Here is a 20,102-nt window from a genome sequence, read left to right on the forward strand (position 1 = left end):
TTCGCACTTTGATCGCAAATAGTCCGACGACTGCCTTTTGGCGGCCGTTCCGAAGTTGGTACTGCCAGCACCGCGGCTGCGCGCTTCGGGATGTGGACAAAGTAGGTCTCGGGGGGAGCTTACGAGCTCATGGGATGAACTCGAGCGAAGAGAGGGGAGAGAAGCGCTTGAGCCGCGACTATCGAATAAACTGGATTCCTATGCGGTTTTGCGAGGACCAGACCAGCCGACATTCTCGAACGGAGCGGTCGCTATCCAACATAAGCTGGAATTGAGGCCGCGCGAGGTGCGGGTCGGCCAACTCGATCGCTGCGCCATTTTCAGAGATGTTCTTGATGACGCATCGGATGCTCGACCCGTCATCAAAAATGTAGCCGATCTGCTCGACCCCGTCGCGTGGAGCTTTTCTACGTTCATCCACGCAAGCTACCTCTTGGACTGCATTTGTTTTTCCAGCATTGTGCCGGTGTTTTGAGCCATCCTCTTTACTGATGCGGGATATCGCCTCAGTTGGATGCCTATTTTGGATGCGCTCGCTCCTTCTTTGGCGAGCCTGATTAGCTGGCCGATCTCGGCTGGCGTCCATTCTTTTGGTTTGCGAGATCTCACTGATTATGCGCCCTTCTAGTATTTTTCCTGCGCTGGACGACGCTCAATAGCTTCTTCTCGAACAGTTTTCGAACCTGCTTTGATTGCCGTAGTGAAGATCGCCTTCAGAACGGGCCGGCGCCGAAGTTCGGCCGCGGCATCAAAATCCTTATCCTTATGCCATTCCGCTCCAGGCTGCGGATGGGGCATGTCGCTCGCGCGCGTGACGTACGTTATCCTGCCGGTCAGGCGACCTCGGCTAAGCCACTCCACATATCTGTCGATCAGAAGCTCAGGTTTGGTGCTCATCAGCGTTGAGCCCGCTCATCCGTAGACAAGAGCCGGAGGATTGCGACTTGCCGTTCCATTTGCTCGGCCAACCGCTTGCGTTCGGTCTTCAGTGCCGCATGCTGTTCGAGTGGGTGGTGGCCGTCACTCTCAAGAATGCTGATCAAGAAGACCTGATCTTCAATGTGTCGCTGGCGAATTGCGACCTGCTTGCGCAGCTCCTCTAATTCTTTCTCAATATCGAAATCCACAAATATAAACCCCTAGATCGCCCAAGGACTCTAAAGGGCACACTCTTTCATGAGTCCGCTTAACGGAACGTTGCGGTGAGCCAATATCTGGGCAAAACAGCCGAGACGATACGGCTCAACGCAAGCGCACGGCCAACGCGGCCATCCCGGCGAGCATGTTCGTGAAGCCGTGGTGGCTGGGCCAGCACGGGCGGGCAACTTCGTAGAGGCTTCCATGCCAGCGCCGGGGCACTTCTAGGTGGTGGGCGGCTGCTAGCCTCCATTGCGTAGCGGGTAAGTTGGCCAGATCGCGGCGCACCACTCTGCCGCGACGCGGGCGCGCGGACCATATGGAAGCGGGAGCTCCAATGCTCGTCGGCCAAGTCAGAAGAGCACGGTTAAACTCCTGGTGTAGGTTCTACCTTGGGCGCAGCCTAGCCAACACGGGTGCCAACGAAAAAGGTCGGCGTGAGCGCTCACTCGGGAGCGTCGCTTCCTTTCGGCTGTTGCAAGAACTTTGGCGTGTGTCCACGCGCTTCACGGTCACTAGCGGCGGAGCGTTCGGATGGAGTGCGGCCCAGCTTGGACTGCAGCTCGACGAGGTCGGTGAAGACGTCAGCTTGGCGGCGCAGCTCGTCGGCGATCATCGGTGGCTGGCTGGCGATCGTGGAGACCACGGTGACGCGAACACCGCGGCGCTGAACAGCCTGGACGAGGGGGCGGAAGTCGCCGTCTCCCGAAAACAGCACCATCTGGTCCATGTGCTGGGCGAGCTCCATGGCGTCCACGGCGAGCTCAATGTCCATGTTGCCTTTGACCTTGCGGCGGCCGGAGGCATCGATGAACTCCTTAGTCGCCTTGGTGACGACGGTGTAGCCATTGTAGTCGAGCCAGTCGATCAGGGGACGGATCGAAGAGTATTCCTGATGCTCGATAATGGCGGTATAAAAGAACGCCCTAAGCAGGGTCCCACGGCTCTGAAACTCCTTCAGCAGGCACTTGTAATCGATGTCGAAGCCTAGAGTTTTTGCCGTCGCGTAGAGATTGGCTCCATCAATGAAGAGCACGATCTTGTCGGTAGATGAAGGTAACATTTCAGTCGAGCCTTTGGCAGCGCGAATCTACGGACTGGAGCGGCGCAGAACACGCGTCGTGAAAGTCCGGCCATCGTGAGGATAAGCTACCTTGATAGTGAGTAGCGCGCCTTATTCAAGCTTCCTCGCCGCGCTGCGATCTGAAACTCAGGCGGGCGCAGCGAATAATGTGCATCGCGAGTATGGCATACTTTCTAAACATTGAAATCGCGCTCTGTTTGCTGGAAGCAAATTAGCTCAGGGGGCGCCGGCACGCCACGTTCGGCCGCGGAGTGCTAGTCGTGCTTGGCCCTGGTCTGCTGGCGACAAATTACGACGCTCAGAGCAAAGAAGGCCAGCGGCCCAGTACCGCACAAGCGATATTGTGCCTAATAACTCCGCATCGAAGCCGCACGAGCCGGACCTGAGGCGGAGTAGACCACCTTTTCTATCTACTCTCTTCAACTGGATACCGATACGATTTTGGATTGTATTTTAAGCGCAATTTGGTTGGTGGTTGAGCTGGATACGCGGCTGGCGCGGCGCTCGGACAGTGAGAAAGCCCCTCGGCAAGGCAGCGGCCGGCATCGACTGCCGGTCTTTAGATGCCCAGCTTGAGGAGGACATCGGCCGATCGAGACGAGCCCAAAGACGCTTTCCGCCCCAGTCGCGTCTTGAGCGCCAGACTCGTTCGTAGTCAGTCTCGCCACCGCCCGATGGGGCGATGTGGGCCTTCGCTGCGTCGCGTCTTATCGAAGTCCGAGCGCGGGCGGACTCCGGAAAAAGACATTCCCTTTTGCCACAGGATAAAACGAAGATGTTGTGCCAGCGCAAGTAGCGATTTGACCAAGGACCTCCGCCGCACCGGCCAACCCCAATCGAGCCAGCTGGACGGTGCGCGTACGCAGAGCTTGCGAACCGCCGGGCTTAGGATGTGCGGGCAAGCGAGCTGCACCCTTAGGTCGCTACGCTCGGCGAAACTCTACTGCTTGGCTCTTCAGAGAGACCCTGGCTTTGAAGCCGGCTTCCAGCCACGCCATGGCCTGCGCGTGACCCGCTTTGCGGGAGCTCTCGTTGCCCCACCAGGCGCTGAACCTGTAGGCAGATGCAGGTAGCGGCCTTCCCAGGATGTTTTCAATTTCTGCAAATGTGAACCGCACGGCGTTCTGTCGCACGCCCTCCAGCGTCCTTCGGAGCGGATCGTAGACGGAACCAGTGCCTCCCTTCGTCATCGCGGTCTATCGCCGTCGTGGCTCTTCAGGCTTGTTGAAGTCGCGCGCGGCAAGCTCCAGCTCCAGATCGGTGATCCGCTCGAAGATCCGCGCTGCGATCGCCTCTGACTCTCCGGCAGTCAATGATCGAATGCCCCGCAATGCAAGTTCGTCTCGAAGTATCTTGGCAACTATCAATTGGATGGCCATAGGAGTGATCCCGAAAAACCACGATCAGACCGCAACCTGAGTGCGAACGCAAGGGTCAGCGCATCGGCAACCTGTCCACCAGCTGCGCAAGGACGCGAGACGGTAGGGTGATGCCGGACAGCTGCCACGTCGTCCCGCAAAGTGCATGCTGATGTTGCCGGCGTTCTCGCCCCCGGCAAGCCGCAACGCAAACTCGACAGGCTTGACGGGCCTGACCCGCCCGGCAATGCCGAATAGGTTCGAAACGTCAAGCTCGGCCAGAGACGGCATCGATCCAAAGGTAATGTTATCCGCCGCATTGCGAACGGTGCCGCTTTTCAGGAGAACTGCGAGGTTCTCCGGTGTCATGAGTTTGGCGGCGAGCTCATCTGCGAGCGTTGCGCCAAAGGCGTTGATCGCCACCCGCTCAATCGGCCGGAGTGGTCGTTTCTGCCCCAGGCGATCGAGGTAGGCGGCAATCACCTGCTCGACGAGAGAGTGGCGGACACGCGGCATATCTGTCCGGGCCATGACCTGAGCGACATCGGCATTCCGAACGGCCGAAACCAGACCTATGAGCGAAACAAAAGCCGATCCGGCGTAGATGCCCAAACAGACCAGGACGGCGGCAAGTGTGCCGATGAGCCATTTCATGCAATTCAAACGGTGGCCCTGACCTTTGTTCCAGGGGCGCGAGCATCAAAGGGTTAGCCGCCGCGGAGGGCGCTCGCGAGACCGATTGCAATCGAAACAATGGAAACGCGAGTCGAGACGCGGGCGAACCGAGGGAACCTGGTTCGTCCCGCTAACTTCAGGAAGAGTTCCGGCCTGCCCCAAGGCGGGGCTTTCTTTCGTTTCAGAACAACCCGAACGAGACCGAATAGCCGTAGAACATAATATCATGAGCGACACCAGTAGGCCGATCCCGCAAAAAATCACGATCGTCTTCAATTCTTCGAACGGAAAGGTCGTTCGGGCGACGTCGGTTATCATTTTGGGGAATGATGCCATCGTTGGTCCTCCGATCCCCGCAATTGAGGCCTCGATCAACTTGGCGGATAAATCTTCTTCGGGTTATGAAACAGGTCACACCCGGCTGATCAGGTCATGAAACGCGTCGCATCCGTGAAACGGGAAGATCGTGACGCTCAAGAACTCTGCCAGCGCGCGCGGCGCGGTCGCCTCGCATTGATTGAGGGTGTTGATCGTAGGTAGCGGAGAAATATCTGCCGCAGAGCAGGGCACAACATCGTGCGGTTGGCGGCAGGGCTACTTACTTTGCAGCCAGCTCAGGGCTGAGTACCGCCAGAACCCCATCGACAAACGCCTGACATTCGGCGTGAGTCTTGAATGTACCCTTGTACTTGCCGAACAAGAAAACCGTCCGCCCGCGCCCTTTTCCGAAGAAGTACTGCCCTATGGGCCTGCCGGCATCGTCTTTAAGCTCGATACTTTCCAAGCTTTGCACCAATTTAAGATCGGTGTGAGGAAGCTTCGGCACAATGCATCTCCGTTATCTCGGGGCATGCAGTTTAGTCTGTGCCTGCTGAGAACGCTAGGAGGCGGAGTTGCGAAGCGACGACTAAGCACATGCACAGCCAACATTAGGCACGCCGTAGTGGGAATCTCCAAAGGAGAACTGTTGTAACAGGGGAGCCTGCTCGGATGTCGGCAAAGGGCAGCAGCCGCATTCCTGCGACGCCTGCAATCGCTCGAGCAGGCCAGCGCTCGCGGCAATCTTCTCCCGGCCGACTGTCTGGTGCCGCGCGTTGGATTTCAATAAGCGGCTGCAGTATTGCGCGCACGGCTCGACGTCCTTGAGTATGAGATATCCGACGAAGCATTCGCGCCGGCAGGGCTCTGTTACGCGCTCGATCCGTCCGAGCGACCTCCTTAACGCCGCATCTCGCGTCAACCAATAGGGAAGGTCGCTTGCGCACGGGCGCCTTTTGGTCTCGGCGCTCAATGCCACTGCCAAACGCGGGCGGGCAATCGGAGAAAGAGGAAGAACAAGCCCCCCGGCCGCCGACGACCAGCCACGTCAGGAGGCGCTGCTGTTGCGGCAGCGACGAACGGTACTAGTTTGACCGGTGCGTTAACAGCCAGCGTTGCAAGTTACTCTGGACCGCGCTCGTGGGTAGGACGAGAAGTCGCATGGCATCGCTGCATTGTATTCGGCACCGTGATCGATACGATAGGTTTCGCGCTGCCGAAGAGGTCGAAGTGACTACAACGAAGAAACACACACACAGATAGATTGATCCTGCCTCGGGCTACAGAACAACGGACAACATTTGGCTGAAAATGGATTTAAGTTTAAAGAGCGGCCGAAGTCTGGATTGGCGGCGACTATCCTGTGTGGGTAACCCAAGGGCGATCGGTTAAGAAGCTTTTACGCGCAACTGTGCGAGGGGGGGACCCGCTTCAGTTATCGATCATCGCAACGTAGTCGATGTGAAGAGTGATAGGTCCCTTCGATCCGTCTAAGATCACACGGAGGCTCTTCGAGTAAGATCCGGCCCCGATCACAGTCCCGGTCCTTCCGGCCAAGCGAGGGCCGGCTGTGGGCTTCACCTGAACTCGTGAGCCTGGCGGGAAGTCGAGTTGCGCTGATCCTGCCATATCTCTTTGACGCGAATAGGCCACTTGGGATTTCTCTTGCCGGCGTCGAGCAATGGATCGTGCGCAGTTGAGAGGCGATTTAAAAGCGCACGTTCGGGAAAATAGCTCACATCACTTCCAACGGTGGAATAGGCGTCGGAGGAGATGCTTTGGGCCTATGGGCCCGGGATCGGCACCCTCCTCTCTCTCCGCCGAAGGCTGTTCCTCATTGAGTACCAGAACCGCTTCCATGGAAATCCTCCGTCAGGGGTACCCCGCCAGATTGAGCGAGTTTGTCCATCTCAGCAGGCTGCACCCGCTTGCCACATTGTACGATTTCGCCCGCCTTTTGCCGCTCGCGACAAGATACTTCTTGGCCCAAATCGGCCGCATGAGATTGAAATCGCCCGCTTGTTCGAAAAGTTGGCGAAGCAGAGGTGTTAGTTGCGATCCAAGAATCGGCACAATAAGCCCTTCGTTCCGCCCGATGGAACGGAGATTCCTGCCTTAAATCTAAACATACGTTAACCACGGTGGGACGCACGATCGGTTGTCGTGCGCTCAGACCTACGGGTCATGGGGGCTTCAACACAGAACAGGGGACTATCATTGACAACATTACACTACGCTGCGGGCGGGGGTCTGGACTCGCAAGGTAACTTCGCACCAGCCCAAGCGGGCTTTAATCTGGCGGATGTTCAGTATGTCGACCAGGTGAATGCTCTGCCAGATGGCGTGCAGGGTCTGGTTTGGCTCGACCAGTACCAAGGTGTGACTCAAGACTTCATCGACCAGGTGACGCCGTTTCTCAACAATCCGAAAGTGTTCGGCTTTTACCTTGTTGATGAGCCCGATTTAACTGGGGAGTGGGGACCGCAAGCCGACCCTGCGGATCTGAAGGCTGAATCCGACTGGATCCATCAGCACGATGCCGGGGCCAAGACGTTCACGGTCTTAATGAATACCGGATCATCGGACGACCCGAACTACATGAACAGCTATAACGCCGCGAACACACACATCGACTACTTCGGCCTCGATTGGTATCCGGTGTGGTCGGACCGTTCGAACGTCGATCTCAGCACTATCGACAAGTACGTCTCTGCAGCGGAGCATGCTGGCATCCCGCTTGACTCCATCGTTCCGGTTTATCAGGCGTTCGGGGGCGGCGACTGGTCCACCGAAACCGGCAGCAAGGTCGTGATGCCGACTGCTGCGCAAGAGCAGGCGATGATTGATCATTGGGCGCAACTCGTTCCCAATCCGGCTTTCGACTATGCGTACGCGTGGGGTTCGCAGAATGGCGATACTGCACTCGAGAGTTCGCCGGAGTTGCAGCAGGTGTTCCTTGCGCACAATACGCACGATGGCACCTCGACCGGTGGCACGACCGCTCCGCCCATTGCCGATCCCGTGAGTGACACGCCGCCCGTGCACAGCGGCGATAGCACCGGCACGGGCGGCACCACGCCGCCTGTTGCCGATGCTGGCGGTAGCACCGGAAGCACCCCTCCCGTGTCGGGCTCAGACGGAACGACGGATCCGTCGACCGGCGGCACGACGGTTTCTGGCGGCTGGGGTGATCATCACCACAGCGGCTCGTCCGGCGGTTCGTCTTTGCAGACGGTCGGCGGTGAGGGTTTGCACGAGCACAGCCGTGGAGGGCTCGATTTTTCGCAGTGGCTCAATGCCGGCACGTCATCGCCCGCGATCGAGGATCATACCTGGTCGCGGGGGCAAACTGCGACATTGACCACCACTGCGGATGCCGAATCTAAGCAGACGGGTACGCCGGACACAGACTCGTTCGTTGCGCATCTGCCCGATCTGATGTCTCACTACAACGATCATCACGCTTGGCACTCGTAAGCTCGTAGCTCGTCTACATCAACAAGGGCATGCGCGCGGTACGCCGCGCGCATGGGAAGTTCCTCGCGGTCGCGAGGCGGGGTGCTATTCCGCGCACGCGGAATATTGAAATGCGAGCGTCTTGACGCTCAACCGCATGCAATTTTCAACCGTTTACCGCCGCCCGTCCAAGGGCGGCCCGGATATGCACATGCACGCTTCGGCAAAACAGTCTGCGCTCCTGGATGCGGCCCGTCGGATACGTCCCGGCCTGCTCGCCGCCGGCGCACTATCCATCTTCATCAATCTGCTGGTGTTCGTGTCCCCGATCTACACCATGCAGATCTACGATCGGGTGCTGACGAGCCGAAACGGCATGACGCTGCTACTGCTGTCCGTCATCGCGCTCGCGCTCTTCATCAGCTACGCGACTCTCGAACATTTTCGTAGCCGGGTTCTCGTGCAGACCGGATTGCGCTTCGACCGGTTCCTGTCGGGTGAGACGTTCGAGACCGCGCTCGGGCAGGCGCTGAGCACGAGCAGCTCGCATCACGTTCAGCTGCTGCGCGATGTCGACACCTTGCGTGAGGTGCTGTCGGGCGGCATCATCACGTCGCTGATGGACGTACCGTGGACGCCGGTCTTCCTCGCGATCTGTTTCCTGCTCCATCCGCTGATCGGCCTGGTCGCCCTGATTGGCGCGATCATCATCCTGACGCTCGCTTTCCTCAACGAGCGGGTTACGAAGGCGCCGCTGAATGCGGCCGCATCGAAGAACCTTCACGCACTGGACCGGTTGACGTCCTCGCTGCGCAACGCAGAAGCGATCCGCGCGCTTGGAATGGGACCCGCGCTGCGCGCCGCCTGGTCTGAAACTCATTGTCAGGCGCTGAAGGAAAGCGCGACGGCCGGAGAGCGGGGCGGGACCTTGCTTGCCATCTCCAAATTCCTGCGCATGGCGATTCAGGTGGCCATCATGGGAGTGGGTGCGTATCTCGCGATCCAGCAAGAGATTTCGGGGGGCGTTCTGTTCGCCGCTTCGCTGATCATGGGACGCGCGCTTGCGCCCGTCGAGGCTGCCGTGTCGCAATGGAAGGCGCTGGTTGCCGCGCGCACATCATATGCCCGGCTGGATCGCGCGCTCGCGAACCGTGCGACTGAGCGACCGCCGACGCGGCTACCGCCCCTGGTCGGCGAAATCTCCGTCGAGGCGGCGACTGTGCTTGTCCCCGGATCGCAATTGCCGGCCATCGCCGACGTCTCGTTCCGGCTGGCCCCCGGCGAAGTCGTCGCCGTGGTCGGCCAGTCGGGCTCCGGTAAATCGTCGCTGGCGCGGGCAATGGTCGGCGCCTGGCCGCTGGTGCACGGCTGCGTCCGCATCGACGGCAACGATGTGAGGCATTTCGATGCCAATTTCCTTGGACAGAACCTCGGCTACCTTCCGCAGGACGTCGAACTGTTCGCCGGTACCGTGCGTGACAACATTGCACGTTTCCGCGACGACGCATCTGACGAAGCGGTGGTTGAGGCAGCGCAGCTAGCGTCCGCGCATATGATGATCCAGCGTCTTCCGAAGGGCTATGACACCGTAATCGGGGATAATGGCGCAGGTCTTTCTGGCGGTCAGCGGCAGCGCATCGGGCTCGCCCGCGCCCTCTTCGGCAAGCCGGTGCTGGTTGTGCTCGACGAGCCGAATGCAAATCTCGACGGCGACGGCGATCGTGCGCTTGCCGAAGCGATCCAGCGGCTGAGGAAGAGCAAGGTGACGATCGTCATCATCAATCACCGCCCGAACCTGCTCGCCGCGGTGGACAAGATCGTGTTCATGCACGAGGGACGGCTCGGGCAAATCGGCACGCGCGAGGAAATGCTGCCTGCGCTGCTCGGCAAAACAGTTGCACCGATGCGGCGCGACGTGCGCGAGCCCGTTGAACATCATCGCACTGCTCGTCATCACCATGCTGACGGCAACCATCGAGCCGATGGCACTCACGGTTCGGCACAGCTTTTAAATCAAGTGCGTCAGGCGCACGCGACGAGGCAATAATGGACAATCTATTGCGGCGGGGAACGGACGCTCTTCAGGACGAACTGGCGGAGCTTTTGAAGCAGTTCAACAAAAAAGACAGAGCGGCACAGGAGCCGCGACCTCCGAGCAAACTTCGTCCGAAGGCGGAGACCGTAACAAAGTCGCTACTCGATCTCGCCAAGGCGAAACTGCCGACCCTGTGGTCCCGAAGGCCAGTGGGCAAGGAAGAGGATCCGGCGGGTGATTGGCAGACCCCCGCGCGGCGAGGCTTCCTGGTCGTCTTTCTGACCTTCGGGGTATTTGGCGGCTGGACCGCCCTCGCATCGATCGACGGTGCCGTGGTGGCTCCCGGCTCTGTCGTTGTCGAGAGCGACCGCAAGGTGGTGCAGCATCTCGAGGGTGGAATCGTCCAGGACCTGTTGGTCAAAGGCGATTCTCATGTCACGGAAGGTGAGGTCCTGTTGCGGCTTGATCCGACACAGGAGCGGGCCAGGGAAGAGATCGCTCGCTCGGCGGTTTACTCGGCAGTTGCCGAGGAGGCTCGCCTGCAGGCGGAAGCCGAAGGAAAGGACAGCATCGCGTTTCCAACCGAGCTGCTCCAAAAGAGGTCCGATCCGAGCGCGATACGCGCAATGGGTGACCAGAAGCGGCGCTTCGATGAACGTCGCGCTGCGCGAAAGATCGAGATCTCTATCCTCGAGGAACGTGTCGCGCAGGCGCAGCGGCAGATCCAGGGGAATATCGCGCAGAACAAGGGCGCACGCGCGCAGTTCGACAGTGTCAGCCAGGAGTACACCAAGCTCAAGCCGCTCGTAGATCAGGGGATCGTTGCGTTCGCGCGCGTCGCCACGCTGGAGCGCTCCAGAGCGGATCTTGAAGGAAAGATTGGCGCATATGAAGCGGATATCGCTCGCTATGGCCGCATCATAGACGAGTCGCGGCTCCAGATCGATCAGGTCGGGCAGAAGGTGCTGGAAGAAGCGACCGGCAAGCTTGCCGACACGCGAGCCCAGCTTGCCGATGCACGTGAGAAGCTGCGCGTCGCGGCCGATGTCCTGGCCCGGCTGGAGGTACGCGCACCGCGATCGGGGCGGATCGTGAACCTCAAGCTTCACACGATCGGTGCCGTGATCAAGGCCGGCGACGTGCTGATGGAGATCGTGCCGGACAACGACGTTCTCGTGGTGGCCGCGAGGGTGTCGGCGCTTGATATCAATCACGTTCAGATCGGCCTTCCGACGGAGGTGCGCCTTCCCTCGTTCAAGGCGCGCTCGACCCCGATCGCTGTCGGCGAGGTTCTTTCGATCTCGGCCGATGCCACGCGTGACGAGGTCACCCATCAGCCCTATTACGAGGTGAAAGTCTCCGTGCAAGTGACGCAATTCCCCGACAAAGTCCGCGAGAAGCTCAAGCCCGGCATGATGGCCGACGTCCTGATCGCAACCGGAGAACGCACAATTCTCGCTTATCTCACCCAGCCGATCACGGACGCGATCCGGCGCGGGATGCGGGAGAGCTGATTAGCCGACCGGCCCGCGCAAGGGCGCTGGGTTCAGAGTGCCACGCTACAACGCCAACGCTCGTTGTGGGGGAAGTGCTCGAACCCGGCTATCGCTTCGCGCAGGCCATGACGACGCGACCGGCGCCCGCGTCGTCCAAGACCACGCTGACATTTTCGTAAGCGCCGTTGCGTTCGAGCAGGGTGGCCACCTGTCGATCCTGGCCGCGGCCCACCTCGAACAACAGCAGTCCTCCCGGCCGCAAGTAGCGAGGTGCGTCCTTTGTAACGCGCATATGGATGCTCAGTCCGTAGGGCCCGGCGGCGAATGCCTCCCGCGGCTCGTCCGTGAGCAGAGAGGCGCGAGGGCCTTTGAGCCGAGCTTCCGAGATATAGGGTGGGTTGCAGACGATCAAATCGATGGTTTGCTCGAGTTGCAGGCCTGCGAGAGCTTCGAACAGATCACCCTGGAGCACCATGATGGAGGATTCGGCACCCTGGCTCGCGGCATTGCGTCGCGCGAGCTCGACACATCCATCAGTCAGGTCGCTCGCCCAGACGCGAGCGTCGGGAATATTGCGCAAGATCGCGCATGCAAGATTGCCGGCACCGCAGCACATGTCGACGATCCGCGCCGAGGGGAGTTGTGCTCGGCGCAGCGCCTCAACCGCGGTCCAGCCAAGCAACTCGGTCTCCGGCCGGGGCACTAGTGCGCCTGGAGCAACCTGCAGTTCGATTCCCATGAATTGGGTACACCCTCGCTCGTAAGCCCGGGCTACATCGATCGTCTCGCTCATCGCATTCACACCTCACGGGTGACGTCTTCCCTGTCGGCCGTTCAGTCCGTCTTCTGGCTATTCAGCTGGGCGCCCGGGTGCAGACCTTTGCAAGCCGCCGGCGAACGGCGTCCAGGCCTGTCATTTCAAATGTTTCCTCGTAGGGCGCATCCGTTCCAGCATACACTTTGGTCAGAAGCCGGCCTCCGTCTGGCATCGAGCTCATGAAACGGGCGGCGTCGCCCGGAAAGGCGAGACTTCGTCCGCCACCAACAACCCTCCATCGCTGATCGACAGGCGGTTGATCATTGATCTGGAATACGACCCTGATGTCGGTGCCTGGAGGTTTGGTCCAGGAACTCGCCGGGGAGAGCAACACCTCAGTCCGATTGGCGCGACAATAAAAGGCCAACGACGAGGGTCCATCCTTCGCGCCGGCTCGCGCGGTGGTCCGGGCGACGATCTGCGGCTTGTGGTCCACGGGTGACGTCGTTTCGCTCAAAATCCAGTTCGGACTTTGCGCCGGAGCTTGGAAGGATTGCTCAGGTGCTTCCCCAACCTGCTCGTCGACGCATGTCATGTGCTCCATTCCCTGAAACTGCGCACATGCCCTCGAACGATTTGGCGTGTCGTCAGCTAAAGCGCAGCTTAGATGACCGATCCCCGCAAGCAACGAGGCAAGGGTACCGGCTCGCCTCATCTCGATAATCCGACTGTCGCACTGGGCGAGCGATCGAGCCATTCCTGCGCCGGACCAAACCGGGCCAAAGTGGGGACGCTGGCGCGGAGATTCACGTCCTTCCATTTTGTATCGAAGCCGGCGGATTGCAACCGGTCAAGCCGTCCGAACAGGTGATCAACAAAGCGCACCATGCGCCGATAGCGATCAGTCTGCGGCTGCCAGTTGTAGGCAGCAAGAATCGTCGGAACGGCAATGGTCGCGACCCGCTTGCCGGCTGGCAGGAGGTTTGGATAGTCTTTTGATTCGAGGAACGACGGAAGATAATAGTCTTCAAATCGCTGGTCGTAATCGATTGCCAGGAACTTGAAGCCATCATCCCAACGTCCTTTCAAGAAGGCGTCGACCGGCTTCGATGTAATGAAGACAACCGCCGCGATTTCGCCGCTCTTCATCTGCTGCAATGCGACCTGGTGGGGAATGAACATCTTTTCGACGTTCAGTCCCAGTCGGCTGAAGATCAGCGGACCAGAATATGCGGCTGCCGTACCCTGGGTGTTGAAATTGACCTTCTTTCCCTTGAGGTCTTCAAGTGAATCGATCTCGGGACGCACGAAGACGTGCAACTCGGCAGGAAAGAGATTGAGAACATAGACGATGCGGTTTTCGATGGACGGAACCTGGGCCTTGTACTCGTCAAGGGCATCCATGTTGATGATCGCGGCATCAACGCCCTTAAGATAGAGCAGAGAATTGACGTTCTCGGTCGCACCCGTCGTCACGATCGGAATGACGTGAAGCTTGTCCTCTTCGTTGGCGACGCGTGCGATCTCTGCGGCGAGCCGAAGCGGCGCGCCCTCGATAAGTCCTCCCGCGAGCCCCACTGTCCATGCGTTGATCCGTTCCTTTGCGGTCGTATCAGCTTTCCGAGGCGCGGTCGGCGCCGGCGCGTCGCGCGGCGGACGAGATTGGGCATTGGCACCAAGCTGCAGGCCTATCAGTGCCAATGCGACCGTGAACGCGAGCTTGCTCGATGACATGGACCTCTCCACTCTGTGGTCTGGCTTCCGGAGTTCGCTCCAGCAGCTATTTGAGCCCCTTGACCCGTCCTTCTGCATCTCGAATGCCGCCAGCCTGGGCTCGTTCGTACAGCTCGCGCGCCTTCGCGGAATCGCCGGCGACGCCGCGAGCGTCCCAAGATTGCAGCACGTCAGGATCGTAAGTTTCGGCCAGCATAAAGGCTGCTTGTGCGCTGCCATGTCCAAGGACGTATTCCAGCAAGCCGCGGGCGCCGGTGATGTCGGCCTGCCGCAACAATGCGCTGGCGCGCGCGAGCAGTCGATCGTCGTTCGGAAGCGGGCGCGGTGCTCCGCTCTCGGCGACCTGTCGCTCCACCGAAGCCATGGACTTCGAGTCGGCTCCAGGCAGGGCAGTCTGCTTTGTGATCTGCGCGCTCTGTGGCGTCGGGGCGGAGGCTGAAGTCGCGGGCGAAGGCGAGGCGGCAGGGTCGAGGCTGCTCTGGCCCGGTGCGCGGCCGGTGGGCTCACGCGAGGGCGCCGCCACAACCGTGGAAGCATTCCATGCGGCCAGATGATCTCGGGCGGATGCCAATGTTGGGAGCATTGCCGCGTCGGTGCCCGGTTGCTCCTTTTCGCGGTTGCTTGCGGTCTTTGCGGCGGCCTCGGCGGCTCGTGCAGCCTCTGACGTTTCAGCCCGCGCCAGGTCGCGTTGATCCTTCAGCGACGCCGCCTCGCGCGCGAGAGCGTCCGCGCGGCCGCGCTGCTGTTCGAGCTCTCGTTTCAGTGCCAGTATTTGCTCGGCGTCTGCAGCTTGGGACGCAGTCAGCTCAGAACTCGCGGCTTGCGCCGCACGGAGTTCAGCCTGAAGGGACTGCAGCCGGCGGTCCCCGCTCTCAGCCCTGTCTCGCTGCTTCTCAAACTCTCGTTTCAGCGCCAATTGCTGCTCGGCGTCTGCAGCTCGGGCGGCAGCCAACTCAGAGCTCGCGGTTTGCGCTGCCCGGAGTCCGGCCTGAAGGGGCTGCAGCTGGCGGTCGGCGTTTTCAGCGCTGTTCCGCTGCTTCTCGAGCTCTCGCTTCAGTGACAGTATTTGCTCGGCGTCTGCAGCTCGGGCGGCAGCCAACTCAGAGCTCGCCGTTTGCGCTGCCCGGAGTCCGGCCTGAAGGGGTTGCAGTTGGCGGTCGGCGTTCTCAGCGCTGTTCCGCTGCTTCTCGAGCTCTCGCTTCAGTGCCAGTACTTGCTCGGCGTCTGCGGCTCGGGCGGCAGCCAACTCAGAGCTCGCGGTTTGCGCTGCAAGGAGGTCAGCCTGAAGAGACTGCAGCCGGCGGTCCGCGGTCTCAGCAGCGTCCCGCTGCTTCTCGAGCTCGCGTGTCAGCGCCAGCTTTTGATCGACATCTGCAGCGCCGACCGTCGCGGTGTCAGAGGCCGCATTCCGAAGGGTACCGAGTTCGGCAATCAGGGCTTCTGTCTTGTCCTGCTCCTGCTTTAGTTCGCGCTCGAGAGCCTGCCTCTGTGCGGCCTCCGCCGCAGCAGACTTCGTGGCTTCGGATGCTTCGGTGCGCGAAGCATCAAGGCTCGAGCGAAGCGAGGCAAGCTCGAGAGCAAAGCGTTTAGCCCCATTTCGCCGGTCGACTGGACGTCCTTGCTTCGGCTCGGATTCGGCCGCCTGCATAGCCTTTGAAGCCGCAACCCTTGCAACCTCGAGCTCCGCCTTCAAGAAGGAGATCTCACGTGAGAGATTATCGGTCTTTTCCCGCTCTCGTTCAAGCGCCTGCGTTTGCTGAATCCCAATCTCCATGGCGCGGACAGTGTGCGTCTGGGTCTGCCGCGCCACCTCGATCTCCACGCGAGCCGCAGACAATTCGCGCGCAAGCTTGTTCGCTCGTTGCCGCTCCTTGTCCAGCAACAGGTTCTGGTTGAGCCGTTCTGCCTCGGAGGCCGCTTGAGCAGTATTTGGCACCGGGGGCGGCGTAGACGTCATTTCCTGCGCAGGGGCATCGGCAGCCGCACGGGGCTGCTCGGTCCTCGCTCCGCGCGATCCGGCCGCCGCGGGCCTGCTTCCAGCCGGCTGTGTCGCGGCGGGTCGCGCCTCGTCCGCGCGTTGGACGAGCCTCAGCCTTTGTTTGGTCCGGTCGATCTGCTCTGGTCCGCGCGAGCATCTGCATTGATCGAGCATCGCCGGATTGCCATAGGAGATGCCACGATCGCCGTCCTCCTGGGGTTTGGCATCGGCAGATCCGGTCAGAACCGGCATAAAGAAAGTGATCAGGACCACCATGAGCCGGCTGGCTCTGTCGCTTGCGCGCGAGCCGTCAGCGATGTCGAACAATCCGAGTCCGCGGAACGGAAATTTCCGCTGCCTGGGCGGGGGCGCAGCTATGGTGGTCCGCGCGACGGCTGTTCCTTTCGACAGATCGAATCCGTGTATCCGCATTGCGACGCCCAACTGCTTGGTAGGGTTCTTGATGCTTGGTAGCGATCATGGCATGTCGTTTATGACGGCGCTTTCATCCATGCGATGTCGATGTCGCAGTTGCGGTAGCCAAAATGGAGTAGTGCGCCGACGATGGCAATTAAGTATATCGGACGGACCTTTGCCCCAAGCTGCTTGCCCCTACGCTTGCGCTTAATTAGCGTGCGAGACCACGCTTCATCACACAACCAGGAAGCACGGTCATGAGCAGATCATTTGCCATTTTTGCCAGCGTGGCGGCTGTCGGACTGGTTCTCATTAGCGGCGTCGAAAGCCGCGGTTCTGCGCCATCCACCCTCTCCACCAAAAATCCCAGCACCACCGCCAGGAACGCAAATGCCAAGATGGGTGTTGCGACACCCCGGAAGCAGCCGCCGCATAGACTTGTCATCCATGTCGACGTCAACGATCCGGCCGTCATGAATCTCGCTCTCAACAACGTCAGCAACGTCGTTCAGCACTACGGGGACCTCAGTCAAAAAGTCGAAGTCGAAGTCGTCGCATACGGGCCAGGACTGCACATGCTGCGAGACGATACCTCGCCCGTGAAGGGGCGCATCAAGATGATGACCGAAACAACGCCCGAGCTCACGTTCTCGGCCTGCGGAAATACGCGAGAAAACATGACGAAAAATGAGGGCAAAGAAGTGCCTCTCATCACGCAAGCGAAGATCACCAAATCCGGGGTCGTTCGCCTGATGGAGCTTCAGGAGCAAGGCTGGAGCTACCTGCGGCCCTGATGATCGTATGCGGCACGCCCAAGCGCGAGACGGCGGGGGCAAGCCTATGAGCCGGACCCGCCGTGATCTCTCTCTGCTGTCCTGTGGTAGGCAGGACTGACCACTCAAACGCATTGTGTTGTGGATCAGCGGCAGGACGCCCCGATCGCGCGCTCGATGACGGGTCGATTAATCGAGAGGTGGGGCTCGACCACCAGATCAAGATGTCCACCGACAATCGGAATCACGTCCAGTTCCTCAAACAGCGACTCCCATCCGAGGTGCGGCGTCACGCCAGGCCGATGACAGGCAAAGACGGTTGCCTTGACGGCTAGACGAGGCTTGGAATCCCGGACCCAGCGTGCGAACGCGCGCATCCTGAGAATCTCCTCGAGCTCGAGCTTGAGCATGAAGCGTGTGTTTGCCAGGCGAGGCCATGTAATGGCGTCGATGAGCCTGCAGAATCGAACCTCCTGGCCCAAGCGAGCGGCGGACTTCGCCACGGAGCGGCAGAACATCCGGTAGATCGTCACTCGATGGGATCTAATCCGCTGCAGCGTACGAGAGAGGGCTTCTCGGTGATTTGATCTGCGAGGGCCGACATTGGTGTCGAGGATGCCCAGGAATTTAACTGCACGACCTTGTTCGATCAACCGGCTTGCGACTTCGAACGCTACGCCGCCGCCAAGGGAATAGCCGATCATGCGGACATCGCCGCGTGGTTGGGCTGCATTGATCTGTTCGACGGCCATGGCGGCCACCTCCTGCACGGAATCGCGTCCCGCGAGGCTCCAGCTCAGATCTGGATAGCGAATCGGAATCACCCGCGCCACCTTGCCGAGCTGAGCGCCAAATGCGGCCATGCTCGGGCCATAGCCCATGGAGCCCGGCAGTATCACAAGAGCAGGGAGATTCTCGTTGTTGAGACGCTGCCGCACGGGTGGCTCCGCCGTCGCAATAGCTCGGATCATGTCTTCAGCACTCATATCGACCGTGAACGCTTCCATGTTGACTTCCCGGCCGATGAGGTCTTCGATATCCATAACGCAGCGCAGCAGCTTTAGGGAATCACCGCCGGCCTCATCCCAGCGTCCGGCCGCTTCTGGCACGCCGAGAATGCTGCTCCATACCTGCTGCATGATCCTGTTGGCCTCGGCCATTCCTTGCATCGTCGGCGTGGGCGCGGGCGAGGTCGTTTTTCTCTCGAGATCGAGCAGTTTCAGCTTGGCGTGATCGATCTTACCTCCTGGAAGGCGCGGCATCTCCAGTATCTCGTGCAGCCTGGTCGGATGCAAAGCCGCAGGAACAGCTTGTCGGATGCTGTTGCGAACGTCGGTCCGGAAGTGCGCTCGTTGTGGATCGGCCGGCGATGCAAACAGGACCAGCTCGTTCGCGTCCGTCACGACAGCGACAGCGTCCTTCACATAGGGGAGCTTGCGCAACGCACTCTCGAGCTCCGCCGGCTCAACACGCTGGCCATTGATCTTGAGCTGGCGTCCCTTCCGTCCAACGATCCGCATCAGTCCGTGCGTATTCACAATGACGAGGTCGCCGGTCTGATAGATGCGAGACTTTGGGTCATCGGCGGCCGGCAATGCCGGAGAGAGTCGTCCGTCCTCCCAGTATCCGAGCATGATGTACCTGCTCTTGATCACCAGTTCGCCGACTTCACCGTGCGGGACGGGCTTTCCATTTTCGTCGACCACAGCGTACGATATGCCGGGAAGCAGGTAGCCAACAGGAACGGTGACGCCGTCCTCTCGCCATTGCTTGGGGAGAAACCACTGGGAGCCGGTGGTTTCCGTCGACAGATAGCTGACCTGGATGAAGCAATTTGGTGGTATCGCTCGCCGAACGAGCGCGATATCGGTCCACAGGACCTTCTCCCCCCCGATGCGGATCATGCGAAGCGAGTCGAGATCGCCTGGCCGGCTTGCGTTGATCAATGCACGCACCAGGGCTGGTACAACGTATGTAATCGTCACCTGTTGCGTGGTGATCTGGCGGAGAACACCGCGCAATCCGAGCGCCTCGACGTCGACGAGATGCAGTTTCGCCCCCGTCAACAAAGCGGAGAGCATCTCCCGGCAACCCGCAATCGTGGTGGGGCCGCTCAGAGGCATGAAGACGTCTGTCGCACCTATGTGGCAGGCGTCCACATATTGCTGGACCCGCTGGAGCAGGTTGCGTTGGCTGTTTACGACCCCTTTCGGTGCTCCGGTGCTGCCGGAGGTGTAGAGCACCACGGCAGGCGCATCGACCGAAACCTGAGGGAGTCTTGAAGTTGAAGCGGAAGGGGCGCTGGCGGCGGCGACGTCGAGCGAGTGCAGGCCGTGCTGCTTGATCCACCCGGCGGAGCTGTCGCCGTCTTCTCCGATCAGCACGGAAATCCGCGCGGCTGCGACGATAGCCGTGAGCCGCTGCGCTGGATCGCGGGGATTGAGTGGAACGAGGATGCGTCCGGCTGCCATGCATGCCAGCATAGCGATTGGTTGCCAGGCCGAGCTGCGCAATAGCCATCCGACGGCTTCTTGCTCCGGGATCAGCTCGCTGATCGCCTGGGCCAAGCTCAAGACTCGAGACAACAGCTGCGCGTAGGTGAAGCTGTGATTGCCGTCGCTGATTGCGAGCTTGTCGGCGAACTTCGCCGTCACCGCAATCAGGTGTTCGATGGCGGGGACTCTGGCAAAACCGGCTTCCAGGGGATCGAATGATCGATCGACCGGACCGTTCAGGTCGAGAGGCACTGCCACGGGGCTTAGCCAGCTCAGCGTCGCTGGAGCTTGCTGAAGGGTCGAGGCCAGGTGTGCGTCAAGGGAGTCGCTTGGATCACCCGACGGATGGCCAGATATCTGAAGCCGCATCACCGTAGTTGTCATTTTCC

Annotated in this window: 17 protein-coding genes; 5 read left to right on the plus strand and 12 right to left on the minus strand. The window is 60.3% G+C overall.

The features are described 5' to 3' along the window. Positions 1-178: 178 nt before the first annotated feature. The 6 genes from C7G41_RS28880 to C7G41_RS28900 form a co-directional block, all read right to left on the minus strand. Positions 179-421 carry a PilZ domain-containing protein gene (locus C7G41_RS28880; RefSeq protein WP_106945699.1) on the minus strand — a complete coding sequence of 81 codons (243 nt, stop codon included), beginning with the start codon at positions 419-421 and terminating at the stop codon, positions 179-181. A gap of 203 nt (positions 422-624) precedes the next feature. Continuing rightward, entirely contained in the window at positions 625-897 is a 273-nt protein-coding gene (locus C7G41_RS37070) for a hypothetical protein (protein WP_146159816.1), read from the minus strand. Further along, on the minus strand, positions 897-1,127 hold the full coding sequence (locus C7G41_RS37075; protein WP_146159817.1) for a hypothetical protein: 231 nt from the start codon (positions 1,125-1,127) through the stop codon (positions 897-899). Before C7G41_RS37075 ends, C7G41_RS37070 begins: the two co-directional genes overlap by 1 nt. 455 nt (positions 1,128-1,582) lie before the next feature. Next, positions 1,583-2,200, minus strand: coding sequence for an NYN domain-containing protein (locus C7G41_RS28885; RefSeq protein ID WP_106945700.1), 618 nt, complete (start codon positions 2,198-2,200; stop codon positions 1,583-1,585). Positions 2,201-3,417: 1,217 nt separating this feature from the next. Beyond that, positions 3,418-3,600, minus strand: a complete 183-nt coding sequence (locus C7G41_RS28895; RefSeq protein ID WP_106945702.1) for a hypothetical protein — start codon at positions 3,598-3,600, stop codon at positions 3,418-3,420. 24 nt (positions 3,601-3,624) lie between these two features. After that, positions 3,625-4,233, minus strand: coding sequence for a DUF2939 domain-containing protein (locus C7G41_RS28900; RefSeq protein ID WP_245446747.1), 609 nt, complete (start codon positions 4,231-4,233; stop codon positions 3,625-3,627). Positions 4,234-4,480: 247 nt separating this feature from the next. On the opposite strand from C7G41_RS28900, the gene C7G41_RS37080 reads away from it, so the two are divergent. Further along, complete coding sequence (locus C7G41_RS37080; RefSeq protein ID WP_146159818.1) at positions 4,481-4,690, plus strand: hypothetical protein; 210 nt, start codon at positions 4,481-4,483, stop codon at positions 4,688-4,690. 162 nt (positions 4,691-4,852) lie between these two features. On the opposite strand, the gene C7G41_RS28905 is transcribed toward C7G41_RS37080, so the two are convergent. Then, positions 4,853-5,080, minus strand: coding sequence for a hypothetical protein (locus C7G41_RS28905; RefSeq protein ID WP_245446749.1), 228 nt, complete (start codon positions 5,078-5,080; stop codon positions 4,853-4,855). Between the two features lie 1,709 nt (positions 5,081-6,789). Here C7G41_RS28905 and C7G41_RS37980 point away from each other — a divergent pair. The 3 genes from C7G41_RS37980 to C7G41_RS28925 all read left to right on the plus strand — a co-directional run bounded on the left by C7G41_RS37980 (position 6,790) and on the right by C7G41_RS28925 (position 11,577). Then, complete coding sequence (locus C7G41_RS37980; RefSeq protein ID WP_199198664.1) at positions 6,790-8,049, plus strand: calcium-binding protein; 1,260 nt, start codon at positions 6,790-6,792, stop codon at positions 8,047-8,049. A 184-nt stretch (positions 8,050-8,233) separates the two neighbouring features. Next, positions 8,234-10,075 carry a type I secretion system permease/ATPase gene (locus C7G41_RS28920; RefSeq protein WP_106945754.1) on the plus strand — a complete coding sequence of 614 codons (1,842 nt, stop codon included), beginning with the start codon at positions 8,234-8,236 and terminating at the stop codon, positions 10,073-10,075. Then, positions 10,075-11,577, plus strand: coding sequence for an HlyD family type I secretion periplasmic adaptor subunit (locus C7G41_RS28925; protein ID WP_245446751.1), 1,503 nt, complete (start codon positions 10,075-10,077; stop codon positions 11,575-11,577). The genes C7G41_RS28920 and C7G41_RS28925 overlap by 1 nt, the downstream gene beginning before the upstream one ends. 88 nt (positions 11,578-11,665) lie before the next feature. Here the strand turns inward: C7G41_RS28925 and C7G41_RS28930 are convergent, their stop codons facing one another. From C7G41_RS28930 to C7G41_RS28945, 4 genes are all read right to left on the minus strand, one after another. Continuing rightward, positions 11,666-12,352, minus strand: a complete 687-nt coding sequence (locus tag C7G41_RS28930; RefSeq protein WP_106945706.1) for a HemK/PrmC family methyltransferase — start codon at positions 12,350-12,352, stop codon at positions 11,666-11,668. Positions 12,353-12,413: 61 nt separating this feature from the next. Then, positions 12,414-12,911 carry a hypothetical protein gene (locus tag C7G41_RS28935; protein WP_146159819.1) on the minus strand — a complete coding sequence of 166 codons (498 nt, stop codon included), beginning with the start codon at positions 12,909-12,911 and terminating at the stop codon, positions 12,414-12,416. 116 nt (positions 12,912-13,027) lie between these two features. Beyond that, positions 13,028-14,050, minus strand: coding sequence for a TAXI family TRAP transporter solute-binding subunit (locus C7G41_RS28940; RefSeq protein WP_106945708.1), 1,023 nt, complete (start codon positions 14,048-14,050; stop codon positions 13,028-13,030). A 46-nt stretch (positions 14,051-14,096) separates the two neighbouring features. After that, on the minus strand, positions 14,097-16,355 hold the full coding sequence (locus C7G41_RS28945) for a hypothetical protein (protein WP_106945709.1): 2,259 nt from the start codon (positions 16,353-16,355) through the stop codon (positions 14,097-14,099). 347 nt (positions 16,356-16,702) lie between these two features. Between C7G41_RS28945 and C7G41_RS28950 the strand changes: the two genes are divergently transcribed. Further along, positions 16,703-17,239 carry a DsrE family protein gene (locus tag C7G41_RS28950; RefSeq protein WP_106945710.1) on the plus strand — a complete coding sequence of 179 codons (537 nt, stop codon included), beginning with the start codon at positions 16,703-16,705 and terminating at the stop codon, positions 17,237-17,239. A 125-nt stretch (positions 17,240-17,364) separates the two neighbouring features. Here the strand turns inward: C7G41_RS28950 and C7G41_RS28955 are convergent, their stop codons facing one another. Continuing rightward, a complete protein-coding gene (locus C7G41_RS28955) occupies positions 17,365-20,097 on the minus strand; it encodes a non-ribosomal peptide synthetase (protein WP_106945711.1) in 2,733 nt (910 codons plus the stop codon). Between the last annotated feature and the right edge of the window lie 5 nt (positions 20,098-20,102).

The sequence above is a fragment of the Bradyrhizobium sp. MOS002 genome (assembly GCF_003020115.1).
In the GTDB taxonomy this organism is placed as follows: domain Bacteria; phylum Pseudomonadota; class Alphaproteobacteria; order Rhizobiales; family Xanthobacteraceae; genus Bradyrhizobium.